This is a genomic window from Pseudomonas sp. Irchel s3b5, assembly GCF_900187435.1.
Taxonomy (GTDB): domain Bacteria; phylum Pseudomonadota; class Gammaproteobacteria; order Pseudomonadales; family Pseudomonadaceae; genus Aquipseudomonas.
Genome location: NZ_FYDY01000002.1, coordinates 157179 through 170085, shown reverse-complemented (window position 1 = coordinate 170085; position 12907 = coordinate 157179). Strand labels below are relative to the sequence as shown.

The window sequence follows — 12907 nt, the reverse complement described above, 5'->3', positions numbered from 1 at the left end:
ACCACATTTGTGGCGAGGGAGCTTGCTCCCGCTGGGTTGCGAAGCGGCCCCCGCTTTTCTTCAGTGAGATAGTGCAGGCAGGTTTTGCGACGGCTATGCCGCCGAACGGGAGCAAGCTCCCTCGCCACAGGGGCGGTGTTAGCTCCTGAGTTAGCGTCTGCCAATGGTTCAGTGCGCTGTATGTGTTGTTGCGCTAATTGAGCCAGCCGACATTTGTGGCGAGGGAGCTTGCTCCCGCTGGGTTGCGAAGCGGCCCCGTTTTTTTTCAGTGAGATAGTGCAGGCAGGTTTTGCGACGGCTATGCCGCCGAACGGGAGCAAGCTCCCTCGCCACAGGGGCGGTGTTAGCTACTGAGTTGGCGTCTGCCAATGATTCAGTGCGCTGTATGTGTTGTTACGCTAATTGAGCCAGCCCACATTTGTGGCGAGGGAGCTTGCTCCCGCTGGGTTGCGAAGCGGCCCCCGCTTTTCTTCAGTGAGATAGTGCAGGCAGGTTTTGCGACGGCTATGCCGCCGAACGGGAGCAAGCTCCCTCGCCACAGGGGCGGTGTTTAGTCACAGTTTCAGCCAGCATCAACCCGACTCAGTTGTCAGGGCATGCTGAGAGTAATCAGGTAATTCCCGGACTGAACGGGCGCGCCAGTGTCATCCACCAATGCATACTGCTGATCGAAGTAGCGACTTTTGCGCTCCTTTTCAGCGAGGAGTTTGACCTTGACGCCCGTTGGGTTCAGCGAGCTGACGCCCACCGTTGGCGTAATGGACTTTGCACTGAATGCCATCGTGCGACTCTGGACCGGGCATCCATAGAGCTCAAATGTCGCCGCCGTCCCCATGTTTGGCTGGCAACCCGATTCGACAATACTGCCCTGAAACGAAATCGTGCTCGACGCGGCCAGGCAAGCGCCATTGAGTGCGAATAAAAGACTGAAGCCCACTGTCAGATGTTTGCTGTTCATGCCTCACGCTCCTTGAGTTGTAACCTTTACGTCGTCCATGAAGGGTAGAAGCTTGAGGCGTTTCTTGTATCGTGGTGTATCAAGACGCGAAATTTTTCATACAGTCATACAAAACCAGCACTTCACGGATACAGCCCGGATACACCGCTGGGGCCAAATGGACCTGCCAAAGCGAGAGGCACTTCGCACCTCGCAGTTTCCTGTCCGAGGGTGAGGTGTACACGTTCCTCACCCACCAATTCACCGCCAACGGCAAGAAAGTGCCGACCGAGCTGTTCACCAGGTTGAGCCAGGCTAAAGACTGATCGGCCGCAAACAAAAAAACCTTCCTGTGTTGAAACGCAGGAAGGTTTTTTTGCGTGGGCAGTGAACGTCAGCTTCGGGTCCAGAGTGTGTAAAAACAGACGGTGCGGCCAGCCAACACCCCATTCAATCGGCATGAAAATGACTGGCGAATCACCAAAAGTTTACCCATTTCAATAGATTTCCCGAAAAGTGCGTGAGCAAACCAGTGACGGTAAAACTCAAGCTCAACTTTCAAACCAGGCCGTGATGCGGGCTGGCAACTGCCTCCATCGGGACGACAAACTCAGCACATCTGCCGCCCTGAAGCCCAACGCGAACCGAACTGAAAGGAACCCACACCGATCCATTCCAGAGCGGCGCGCTGTAACACCAAGGAGTCTGATTATGAACAAACGGTCCCCGTCGATGTCTTTTGCGCTGTTGTTGGTCGTGAAGTGATGCCCGTTCAAGCACGTGTGGGTGCGCTGGCGAAGACTCAATGAGCCCTTACGGAGGACGTATGAAGAGAACACAAAAAAGATATGGCCTATTCATTGCCATTGCGGCCTTGCTTCTCGGCCTCGCCTGCTTCGGGCTGTTCGAAGTGCTTGGCAGCTCCATCGCCCCGGACGGACGCCTCCACGAACCTTTTGCGCTGCTGCCGTTGGGTTGGGCGCTCATCACACTCGGCATAGCGGGATTGGGCGCCAGCCTGTTCCGCCGTGGCTTGCGTAAATCTGAAACTCACTAAACGAGGTCTAACGAGTATGAATAAATCATATCTTTCCTTTTCTCTGGCGCTGCTGCTGACCATGGGCGTGATATCTGCACACGCCAAGGATTTGGCCACGATCCAATCGCCTGCGTCGGGCGTGCTCTGCGACCGCTACCTGTGTGCCAATGACAAAGGGATTTCCCGCGAGCTAACGGAAAAGTATCTAGGCAAGAAGGCTGCTGCGAACGAGGTGTTCACATCGAGTGACGTTGATTTGACCGAGTTCACCTTTGCCAACGGGACTTTCTGCGACGTGAAGGAGCGGCTATGTCGTGAAGATCGCTACTACGGCGCGAACGGCCAGCGAACCGGAGCTGTCTCCAAAAAATACACTAAGTTACTGTTTGGCGAATAAGCAAAAGGTGGCGTTTCATCCGTATAGCCACTGCCGGCCGTATTAACCAACTGACAGTACGACACAACCTGGGCATTACTAAAGGCTGCAAGGCGCAGTGATTTTTTCCTCGGTTCAAAACCATTCGATCGGTTCGAAACACCTGGGTTTACCCCTGCAACTGATGAACAACAGGGTAGGCATAGCGCCGTACGCCCCGAGACTTTAACGGCGTGCCGATGCTCTGTAACCGTCTGGCCTCCACTTGAGTCATTATCAAGCCTTAACCCAGCGCTGGCGACTCCAGCTACTCAACCCATCAACGGCAAACACCAACAGCAACATGGCCAGAATCACTGTGCTGGCCTGGGCTTCCTGGAACAGGCTGAGGCTCACATAGAGCATTTGCCCCAAACCGCCGGCACCGACGAAGCCGAGCACGCTGGCCATGCGGATGTTGTTTTCCCAGCGGTACAGGATGTACGCCAGCAGCTGTGGAAACAGGTTGGGCAGGGTGCCGTAGCAGAAGGCCGAGACGACGTTGCCGCCCTGTAAGCGAATGGCCTCGGCTGGCTCTGGCGGGGTGTTTTCCAGCGCTTCGGCGAACAGGCGGCCAAGCACGCCAGTGGTGTGCATGGCCAAGGCCAGGGTGCCGGCGTTCGGGCCGAGACCGGCCGCCAGCACCATCAACGCGGCCCACACCAGTTCAGGAATGGCGCGCAGGGCATTGAGCACGATGCGCGACGCGCTCTGCAATGGCCAACCGAAACGCCCGGCCGCGGGCAGCGCCAACACCAGGCCGAACACTGCCGCGAGCAGGGTGCCCAGGGCCGACATGGCCAGGGTTTCCAAGGCGCCGCGAGTGATGGCTTGCAGATGGCCGGCGCTCAGGTCCGGGCTGAGAAAGCGCAACACGTACGCGCCCATTTGCTTGAGGTTGCCGCTGCCCGCCAGTTCACCCAGGTCGAGACCCAGATAGCTGAACGAGGCGACGGCCGCTGCGACGATCAGGGCGATCAGCATCAGGTTGATCAGACGATTCATGCGAACCTCCAGCGCAGCAGGCGGCTGATCTGATCAGCGAACAACACCAGCACAAAGAACGTCAGCAACATGCTCGCCACTTCACCGCCGGCGAACATGCGCAACGACAAATCGATCTGCTGACCCAGGCCACCGGCGCCGACGAAACCCATCACCACCGAAGCGCGGATCGCGCATTCCCAGCGGTACACCGTGTACGACAGCAGTTCCGCCGCGACATTGGGCAGGATGCCGTAGCAGAACGCCGCCAACCGGCTGCTGCCCGCTTGCAGCAGCGCATGGGCGGGGCGCTGATCGACCGATTCGAAAATTTCCGCGTAGACCTTGCCGAGCATGCCGCTGTAGGTAATGGCGATGGCCAGCACCCCAGCCGTTGGCCCAAGGCCGACCGCACGGACAAACAGCAGCGCCCAGACGATTTCCGGCACGCTGCGCAGGAAGATCAACAGCCCGCGTACCGGCCAGCGCAACAGTCGGCCGAGCAGACTCGGGCGTCCACCACGAGAGGCAGCCGTGAGCGACAACGCTCGACTGGCCAGCAAGCTCGCAGGTACGGCCAACAGCAAGGCCAGGGCCATGCCGGCGGTGGCGATGGCCAATGTCTGCAAGGTGGCTTGCCACAGCAGTTGCAGGAACTCTTCGTCGTGGGCGGGGGGCCAGAAGGCTGAAACAAAACGGCCCATCTCGCTCTGGCTGTCAGCCATGAACAGCACGCCCAGGTCCAGCTCGCTGAAACGGATGCCCGGCCACAGCAGGGCAATCGCCAACAGACTGAGCAGCAGGCGAGGCCGGAGGGCAGGATCTCGTGAGTCGCGCTTCAGCATCGGGGAATCTGCACACTCAAGGGCGCCACGGGAACGGGCGGGGATTGCAGTTGCTCGTTGGCGTAGAGCCCGTCGAGCAGATTGTTATCGACGTCGCTGGCGGGCAGATCGAAGAAGACCTGGCCGTCGCGCAAACCGATGATCCGTGAGAAGTGCGACAGGGCCAGGTCCACCGCATGCAGGCTGGCGACCAGTGTCACTTGGTGTTCCTTCGCATGACGGCAGAGGGTCGACAGCGTGTGCCCGGCCAGGACTGGGTCCATCGCCGAGACCGGTTCATCGGCCAGCAACACCTCGGGCGCCTGATACAGCACTCGGGCAATGCCCACACGTTGCAGTTGGCCACCGGAGAGTTGCTGGCACTGGGCGAACAGTTTGTCACCCAAGTCCAGCCGGGCGAGCGCTGCCCGTGCACCGGGAACATCCAGCGGATGCACCAGGTTCAGCAGGCTTTTGGCGAAGCCCCACTGCCCGAGCTTGCCGGCCAGCACCGCCGTAATCACACGCTGGCGCGGGGGCAGCGGTGGCGCTTGATGCACCAGGCCGATCCGAGCACGCAAGCGCTGACGCTGACGGGCGCTGAGTTGCCAGGCGTGTTCACCAAGCACCTCGACTGCGCCGCTGCCCGGGCGCAGGGCGGTCGCCAACAGGTTGAGCAGGCTCGACTTGCCGGCGCCGGACGGGCCGATAATCGCGACCTGCTCACCGGCGCCGATGTGCAGGTCGACGTTATGCAGCGCACGCACGCCATTGGCGTGCGTGAGGCTGACCTGAGTCAGATGCAAGGTCATTTCAGCAGGTCGGCGGCGCGTGCGGCTTCCTCGATGCCCTTGTAGTTTTCAGGCTTGGTTTCGATGAAGCGGCTGGCGGCCTGCAAATCCAGAATCGCTTTTTGCTCCGGATTGGCCGGGTCCAGCGCCAGGAACGCCGCTTTGATCTTGGCGGCAAGGGCCGGGTCGAGCGTACCGCGCACGGTCCAGTTGTAATCGAAGTAGGCCGGTGTGGTGGCGAAGACCTTGACCTTGTCGGTGTCGACCTTGCCGGCCTTGACCAGTTTTTCCCAGACGCTGGCGTTGAGTACGCCGGCATCGACTTTACCGGCCTGAACCCAGGCAACCGTGGCGTCATGAGCGCCCGAGTAACCCACGCGGCTGAAATAGGTTTCCGGCGTGATGCCGTCCTTGATCATGAAATAGCGCGGCATCAGGCTGCCGGACGTGGACGATACCGAACCGAACGCGAAGGACTTGCCCTTCAAGTCGGCCAGGGATTTGACGTTCGGGTCGGCAGTGATGAATTTGCTGGTGAACTGGGCGTCTTGCTCACGCTGAACCAGCGGAATGGCGTTGCCGGTTTTCAGACGCGCCTGCACGAAGGTGAAACCACCCAGCCAGGCCATGTCGATGCGGTCAGTGGCCAACGCTTCGACCACGGCCGGGTAGTCGGACACCGGGACGAATTCGACCTTCATGCCCAGCTGTTTTTCCAGGTATTCGCCGAGGGGCTTGAATTTGCGCAGCAGTTCGGTGGGGGCTTCGTCAGGAATCGCGCTGACTTTAAGAGTGTCGGCAGCCTGTGCCAGCAGGGTAGAAAGGGACAAGGTCAGGCCGACGGCCAATGCCAGGGTACGTTTGAGCATGAAGTTCTCCGGTTCAATAGCGGAAAAATGTCGATGCGCCCCGCACAAGCTGATTGCTGCACGACGCTCCGTGAGGTTAGACGAAAACGCCGCGATTATAGGGACTCTTGCGTGCTTGACCAGCGTCGCAGCAGGACGCAGGGCTAAAAAGACGTGTAGGAGCAAGCTTGCTCGCGATGACGGTGTGTCAGTCAGTATCCACATCGACTGATTTACCGCTATCGCGAGCAGGCTCGCTCCTACAGGGGGGCTTTGGTGAACATCACATTTGGGTATGACAGAAATTCAAAACTGTAGGAGCGAGCTTGCTCGCGATGACGGTGTGCCTGTCGGCATCAGTATCGACTGTTCTACCGCTATCGCGAGCAGGCTCGCTCCTACAGTGGGGTTACATCCGCGCCAATGCCTGGGCCAGATCAGCCCGCAGATCGTCCACATCCTCAACCCCCACCGACAACCGCACCAACCCGTCGCCAATCCCCAGTTCGGCGCGGGTGGCGGGTGGAATGGTGGCGTGGGTCATGATCGCCGGGTGTTCGATCAGGCTTTCGACGCCGCCCAGGCTTTCGGCCAAAGCGAAAATCTGCACGCTCTCGAGGAAGCGCTTGGCGCCGGCCAGGTCGCTGTTGAGGTCGAGGGAGATCATCCCGCCGAAACCGCGCATTTGCCGTTGCGCCAGTTCGTGTTGCGGGTGCGAGGGCAGGCCGGGGTAGTAGACCCGTGAGACTTGCGGCTGACGCTCCAGCCATTGCGCCAGCTCCTGCGCGTTGCTGCAGTGACGCTCCATGCGCAAGGCCAGGGTTTTCACCCCGCGCAGGGTGAGGAACGCGTCGAACGGCCCGGCAATGGCGCCGACCGCGTTTTGCAGGAAACCCAGTCGCTCGGCCAGTTCGGCGTTTTGCCCGACCACCGCAATGCCGCCGATCACGTCGGAGTGGCCGTTGAGGTATTTGGTGGTCGAGTGCAGCACGATGTCGAAGCCCAGCTCCAGCGGGCGCTGGATCCACGGGCTGGCGAAGGTGTTATCGGCCACGCAGATGATGCCGCGGTCGCGGCAAGTGCGGGCGATGGCGGCGAGATCGGTGAGGCGCAACAACGGGTTGCTCGGGGTCTCGACCATGACCATCCGCGTATCGTCCTGCAACGCTGCTTCGAACGCGCCGAGGTCGGTCAGGTCGACGAAGCTGAAACGGTGCCCGGCGCTGCGTTGGCGCACCTTGTCGAACAGGCGGAAAGTCCCGCCATACAGGTCGTTGCCGGACACGACATGTGAGCCGGCATCGAGCAGTTCAAGCACCGTGGAAATGGTCGCCAGCCCCGAAGCAAAGGCAAACCCCTGCGTGCCGCCTTCAAGATCCGCCACACAACGCTCCAGTGCCCAACGCGTCGGGTTGTGCGAGCGCCCATAGTCGAGGCCCTTGTGCACGCCGGGGCTCTGCTGCAAATACGTGGAGTTGGCGTAGATCGGCGGCATCAACGCCCCGGTCGACGGGTCCGGCGCTTGCCCGGCATGGATCACCCGGGTGGCGAAGCCCTGTGCCGGGGCGTTTTTATCCTGTTGACTCATGGCAGGGATCTCCGCAAATGGTTGAGCATGTCGGTTCGGGTGATCAGGCCGTGGAAGCCCGAAGCGTCCTTGATGATCGCCACCAGCCCGCGGCCGAGTTCGGCCTCCAGTTCCGCCAATGTGGCGTCGGGCGCCAGGGTTTGCAGTTTGTCGGTCATGGCGCTGGAGACGGTTTTGCGGAAATGCGCGGCGTCTTCGTGAACGCCCAACAGAATGTCGGATTCGTCGATCACGCCAACCAGTTGCTGCCCGTTCACCAGCACCGGCAATTGCGACACATCGGCCAGGCGCATGCGCTGGAACGCGGTCAACAGCGTGTCATCGGGGCCGACGCTGATCACCCGGCCGTCCTCGAAGCGCCTCGCGACCACGTCGCGCAAGTCGCCGTAGTGCTTGCGTTGCAACAGGCCCTGATCGTTCATCCACTGGTCGTTGTAGACCTTCGACAGGTAACGCGTACCGGTGTCGCACACGAAACTGACCACCCGTTTCGGTTCGGTCTGTTCGCGGCAATAACGCAGCGCCGCCGCCAGCAAGGTACCGGTCGACGAGCCGCCGAGAATCCCTTCGGCACGCAGCAGTTGGCGGGCGTGATCGAAGCTTTCTTCGTCGCTGATCGAATAGGCGTGACGCACGCTGGACAGGTCGGCAATCGACGGGATGAAGTCTTCGCCAATGCCCTCAACCGCCCACGAACCGGGCGTGCCAAGGGTGCCGCTGCGGCTGTATTCGGCCATCACCGAACCGATCGGGTCGGCCAGCACCATTTCCAGGTCCGGTTGCACGCGTTTGAAGAAACGGGTCAGCCCCGTGAGGGTACCTGCCGAGCCAACGCCGACGACGATGGCGTCCACATCATGCTGGGTTTGCGCCCAGATCTCCGGCGCGGTGCTGCATTCGTGGGCCAGCGGGTTGGCGGGGTTGTTGAACTGATCGGCGAAGAACGCATCGGGAATTTCCGCCGCCAGCCGCGCGGCGACGTCCTGGTAGTACTCGGGATGGCCCTTGCCGACATCGGAACGGGTGATGTGCACCTCGGCCCCCATGGCTTTGAGGTGCAAGACCTTCTCGGTGGACATTTTGTCCGGCACCACCAACACCACGCGGTAGCCCTTGGCGCGACCGACCAACGCCAGGCCCAGCCCGGTGTTGCCGGCAGTGGCTTCAACAATGGTGCCGCCGGGCTTGAGGCGGCCATCGCGTTCGGCGGCATCGATCATGGCCAGGCCGATACGGTCCTTGATCGAACCGCCGGGGTTCTGGGATTCGAGTTTGAGAAACAGCGTGCAGGGACCGGTATCGAAACGGCTGACACGCACCAGTGGCGTGTTGCCGATCAGTTCGAGCACGGCGGGGCGAGAGTTGTCAGGCATGTCGTCACTTCCTTGCGCAAATTCGCACTGGGTGGACATCGACCGGCGCTGTGCCATCAGGCGTCAATCGCCAGCATTGCATCGCTAGGACCATAGGCCGGGATCAGCCCACCCGCAACCTTGCACAGCCGACCGGTTGCCTCGACGCTTTTTCCTCGCCAGCGACCACAAAAAACATAATTTCGCTAATCCCCGGCTCCGAACAGAATGCGACCAACACCCTCACACCGATAGCCGCAGCAGAAGAACAACAGTGATCAGAATCGAGGCGGCAGCCATGACCGACCTGAATCAAACCACCTTTCAGAAGTGCACAGCCATGACAGTAGACAAGACCGAAATTGATACGCTTGTAGTGGGTGCCGGCCAGGCCGGCGTGGCCGTGAGTGAACACCTGAGCAAACTCGGTGTGCCGCACCTCGTTCTGGAGCGCCATCGTATCGCCGAAGCCTGGCGCACGGGTCGCTGGGATTCGCTGGTGGCCAACGGCCCTGCATGGCACGACCGCTTTCCGGGGCTGGAATTCGAGGGTCTGGACCCGGATGCCTTCGCCGGCAAAGAGCAGGTGGCTGAGTACTTCGAAGCCTATGCCCGCCAGTTCAACGCGCCGATCCGCACCGGCGTGGACGTGAAGAAAGTCGAGCGCAACGCCGATCGTCCAGGCTTCACCGTTGAAACGTCCGATGGCGTGATCGAAGCCCGACATGTGGTGGTCGCCACCGGTCCGTTCCAGCGTCCTGCCATTCCGCCGATTGCTCCCGAAATCGCCGGCATCACCCAGATTCACTCCGCTCAGTACTACAATCCGCAGCAACTCGCCGAGGGCGCAGTGCTGGTGGTCGGCGCCGGTTCTTCAGGCGTGCAGATTGCCGATGAATTGCAACGATCCGGCAAGCAGGTCTACCTGTCGGTGGGCGCCCATGATCGTCCGCCGCGTGCCTACCGCAACCGCGATTTCTGCTGGTGGCTGGGCGTGCTGGGGGAGTGGGATGCCGAAGCCATGCAGCCCGGCAAAGAACACGTGACCATTGCCGTAAGCGGTGCCCGTGGCGGTCACACCGTGGACTTCCGCCGCCTGGCGCATCAGGGCATGACGCTGGTCGGCCTGACCCAGTCGTTCGACGGCGCTGTGGTGAGTTTCGAAGACAACCTCGCCGACAACATCCGTCGTGGCGATGAAAATTACCTCGCACTGCTCGACAAGGCTGACGCTTATATCCAGCGCAACGGTCTGGACCTGCCACTGGAACCCGAAGCCCGCGCCATGCTGGCGGATCCGGACTGCGTCACCAACCCGATCCTTGAATTGGATCTGCTCAAGGCCGGCGTCACCACGATCATCTGGGCCACCGGTTTTTCCACCGATTACAGCTGGCTGAAGGTCGATGCCTTCAAGGACAACGGCAAACCGCAGCACCAGCGTGGCGTGTCGGCCGAGCCGGGGGTGTATTTCGTCGGGTTGCCTTGGCAGTCCCGCCGCGGCTCCGCGTTCATCTGGGGCGTTTGGCACGACGCCAAGCACATCGCCGATCACATCGTTAAACAGCACACCTATCTCAACTATCGGGATGCGACCCAGCGAGAAGCCGAAGCCGCCCGTGCACCTCTTCAGAAAGCCAGCCTCATGGGAGTCCGTTGATGCCTACTCATACCCGCATCCGCATGTTCAACACCAAAGACACCTACCCGAACCAGTCGCTGGACAACGATTTGTGCCAGGCCGTGCGCGCCGGCAACACGGTGTATGTGCGTGGTCAGGTTGGCACCGATTTCAACGGTCAGTTGGTCGGCCTCGGCGATCCGCGCGCCCAGGCCGAGCAGGCCATGCGCAACGTCAAGCAATTGCTGGAAGAGGCGGGCAGCGACCTGAGCCACATCGTCAAGACCACCACTTACCTGATCGACCCGCGCTACCGCGAACCGGTGTACCAGGAAGTCGGCAAGTGGCTCAAAGGCGTGTTCCCGATTTCCACCGGGCTGGTGGTCAGCGCCCTTGGCCAGCCGCAGTGGCTGATGGAAATCGACGTGATCGCTGTCATCCCTGAATAAGGAATTCGCCATGACTTTTTCCATCGTGGGTCGCTGCCCCGAGACCGGGCAGCTGGGCATTGCCATCAGTTCGTCGAGTATCGCCGTCGGTGCGCGTTGCCCGTGGTTGCGGGCCGGTGTCGGCGCGGTGTCGAGCCAGAACATCACGCTGCCGGCCCTCGGCCCGCAGGTCCTCGATGAACTGGCCAACGGCTCGGCGCCGCCTCAGGCGCTGGACCACTCGTTGACCCGTAACGGCTACAGCCAGTATCGGCAGGTGGCGGTGGTCGATGCCCAGGGTCGCACGGCGGTGTTCAGTGGCAACCATGCACTGGGCATCAACAACGCCGTGGCCGGTGATCAATGCGTGGCAGCCGGAAACTTGCTGGCCAACAGCGGGGTGATCGAAGCCATGGTCGCGGCGTTCGAAAGGAGCGAAGGGTGCCTCGCGACTCGCTTGATGAGCGCCCTGCAGGCCGGACAAGACGCTGGCGGTGAAGCGGGCGAGGTGCACTCGGCGGCCATGTCGGTGGTCGGTGACCTGACCTGGCCGATCGTCGACCTGCGGGTGGACTGGGCCGAAGAAAATCCGATCGGCGAGTTGGGCAAACTGTGGCAAGCCTACGAACCGCAACTTCAGGATTACCTGACACGCGCCCTCAACCCGTCCCTGGCGCCTGCGTATGGAGTGCCCGGCGATGAGTGAGTTGCGTAGCCGCGCCCTGCTCGAAACGTTGATCGGGTTTGCCACGGTCAGCCGTGATTCGAACCTGGCGCTGATCGAGTTCGTGCGCGACTACCTGCACGGCCTCGGCGTGGAGTGCGAACTGATCTACAACGCCGAGCGGACCAAGGCCAATCTGTTGGCTACGGTCGGTCCGCGTGTGGCGGGCGGTATCGTGCTGTCGGGGCACACCGACGTGGTGCCGGTGGACGGTCAGGCGTGGACGGTCGAACCGTTCTGCCTGAGTGAAACGGACGGCAAGCTGTACGGGCGTGGCACGGCGGACATGAAAGGTTATCTGGCCTGTGTTTTGGCGGCGGTGCCGGTGTTTCTTTCCAGCCCTTTGAAGCGCCCGGTACATCTGGCGTTTTCCTATGACGAAGAGGTCGGTTGCCTCGGCGTTCGCGGCTTGCTGGAGGTTTTACCCCGACGTATTCCGGCACCCGCGCTGTGCCTGATCGGCGAACCCACCGAACTCAAACCGGTGCTAGGCCATAAAGGCAAACTGGCAATGCGTTGCCACGTCCACGGTGCGCCGTGCCATTCGGCCTACGCGCCTTATGGAGTGAACGCCATCGAGCAGGCTGCACGGCTGATCGGTCGGTTGGGTGAAATCGGCGCGACCCTGGCCCGGCCACAAATGCATGACCATCGCTTCGATCCGGCGTTCTCGACCGTGCAGGTCGGGGTCATTCAGGGCGGCACGGCGCTGAACATCGTTCCCGCCGATTGCCGTTTCGATTTCGAGATCCGCGCCTTGCCGGACTTCGCCCCGCAAGTGGTCGTCGATGAACTGAAGGACTACGCCGAGCAGGCATTGCTTCCGGCCATGCAGGCTGTGGACTCCAATACCGGTATTCGCTTTGAAAAAATCTGCGCCTATCCCGGCCTGGCGACACCCGCCGACAGCGCGGCTGCCCGGCTGATTACCGAGCTGTGCGGCAGTGACGAATTCAGTACCGTGGCCTTTGGGACGGAAGGCGGGCTGTTCGATCAGGCCGGCATTCCATCGGTGGTCTGCGGTCCGGGCAGCATGGATCAGGGGCACAAGCCTGATGAATTTGTCAGCGTCGAACAGATGGCGGCCTGTGACCGCCTGATGGATCGCCTGGCGGCGTATTTGAGTGAGCAAAACGACTGATAACAACGCTTCAACGCCTGGGCTGCGCCGCATAACCCCTGTAGGAGCGGGCTTGCCCGCGATGAGGCCATCAGCTCCAGCATCTTCGCGGGCAGGTCCACCGCCATCGCTAGCAGGCTAGCTCCCACAGTTGATCTCCGCATGCCGTAGATCCCCTGTAGGAGCGGGCTTGCCCGCGATGAGGCCATCAGCTCCAGCATCTTCGCGGGCAGGTC

At 61.3% G+C, this 12907-nt stretch carries 13 protein-coding genes; 6 read left to right on the top strand and 7 right to left on the bottom strand.

Translation table 11 applies throughout. The features are described 5' to 3' along the window. Positions 1 to 589 precede the first annotated feature (589 nt). Positions 590 to 958, bottom strand: coding sequence for a hypothetical protein (locus tag CKW15_RS02915; protein WP_095151559.1), 369 nt, complete (start codon positions 956 to 958; stop codon positions 590 to 592). Positions 959 to 1763: 805 nt separating this feature from the next. Between CKW15_RS02915 and CKW15_RS02905 the strand changes: the two genes are divergently transcribed. After that, a complete protein-coding gene (locus CKW15_RS02905; RefSeq protein WP_095151557.1) occupies positions 1764 to 1994 on the top strand; it encodes a DUF3955 domain-containing protein in 231 nt (76 codons plus the stop codon). A 16-nt stretch (positions 1995 to 2010) separates the two neighbouring features. Further along, positions 2011 to 2373 carry a YcgJ family protein gene (locus tag CKW15_RS02900; RefSeq protein ID WP_095061621.1) on the top strand — a complete coding sequence of 121 codons (363 nt, stop codon included), beginning with the start codon at positions 2011 to 2013 and terminating at the stop codon, positions 2371 to 2373. A gap of 255 nt (positions 2374 to 2628) precedes the next feature. Here the strand turns inward: CKW15_RS02900 and phnE are convergent, their stop codons facing one another. The 6 genes from phnE to CKW15_RS02870 all read right to left on the bottom strand — a co-directional run bounded on the left by phnE (position 2629) and on the right by CKW15_RS02870 (position 8799). Next, entirely contained in the window at positions 2629 to 3396 is a 768-nt protein-coding gene (phnE, locus tag CKW15_RS02895) for a phosphonate ABC transporter, permease protein PhnE (RefSeq protein WP_095151556.1), read from the bottom strand. Continuing rightward, entirely contained in the window at positions 3393 to 4220 is an 828-nt protein-coding gene (locus CKW15_RS02890; RefSeq protein WP_095061625.1) for an ABC transporter permease, read from the bottom strand. Before CKW15_RS02890 ends, phnE begins: the two co-directional genes overlap by 4 nt. Further along, on the bottom strand, positions 4214 to 5011 hold the full coding sequence (locus CKW15_RS02885) for a phosphonate ABC transporter ATP-binding protein (RefSeq protein WP_095061627.1): 798 nt from the start codon (positions 5009 to 5011) through the stop codon (positions 4214 to 4216). Before CKW15_RS02885 ends, CKW15_RS02890 begins: the two co-directional genes overlap by 7 nt. Continuing rightward, entirely contained in the window at positions 5008 to 5859 is an 852-nt protein-coding gene (locus CKW15_RS02880; RefSeq protein ID WP_095061629.1) for a putative selenate ABC transporter substrate-binding protein, read from the bottom strand. Before CKW15_RS02880 ends, CKW15_RS02885 begins: the two co-directional genes overlap by 4 nt. Positions 5860 to 6247: 388 nt before the next feature. Continuing rightward, on the bottom strand, positions 6248 to 7426 hold the full coding sequence (locus tag CKW15_RS02875) for a PLP-dependent aspartate aminotransferase family protein (RefSeq protein ID WP_095058457.1): 1179 nt from the start codon (positions 7424 to 7426) through the stop codon (positions 6248 to 6250). Beyond that, entirely contained in the window at positions 7423 to 8799 is a 1377-nt protein-coding gene (locus tag CKW15_RS02870) for a pyridoxal-phosphate dependent enzyme (protein ID WP_095058458.1), read from the bottom strand. The genes CKW15_RS02875 and CKW15_RS02870 overlap by 4 nt, the downstream gene beginning before the upstream one ends. A 277-nt stretch (positions 8800 to 9076) precedes the next feature. On the opposite strand from CKW15_RS02870, the gene CKW15_RS02865 reads away from it, so the two are divergent. Genes CKW15_RS02865 through argE form a run of 4 tightly spaced genes read left to right on the top strand, consistent with a single transcriptional unit; the run spans position 9077 to position 12692 of the window. Next, positions 9077 to 10438 (top strand): flavin-containing monooxygenase, encoded by a 1362-nt coding sequence (locus CKW15_RS02865; protein ID WP_371856281.1) that lies wholly within the window; start codon positions 9077 to 9079, stop codon positions 10436 to 10438. Beyond that, positions 10438 to 10848, top strand: coding sequence for a RidA family protein (locus tag CKW15_RS02860; RefSeq protein WP_007924833.1), 411 nt, complete (start codon positions 10438 to 10440; stop codon positions 10846 to 10848). Before CKW15_RS02865 ends, CKW15_RS02860 begins: the two co-directional genes overlap by 1 nt. Positions 10849 to 10858: 10 nt before the next feature. Next, positions 10859 to 11533 carry a DUF1028 domain-containing protein gene (locus CKW15_RS02855; protein ID WP_095151555.1) on the top strand — a complete coding sequence of 225 codons (675 nt, stop codon included), beginning with the start codon at positions 10859 to 10861 and terminating at the stop codon, positions 11531 to 11533. Continuing rightward, the gene (gene argE, locus CKW15_RS02850) at positions 11526 to 12692 is read left to right on the top strand and encodes an acetylornithine deacetylase (RefSeq protein WP_095151554.1); all 1167 of its coding nucleotides are present in this window, start codon (positions 11526 to 11528) and stop codon (positions 12690 to 12692) included. Before CKW15_RS02855 ends, argE begins: the two co-directional genes overlap by 8 nt. Positions 12693 to 12907: the final 215 nt, after the last annotated feature.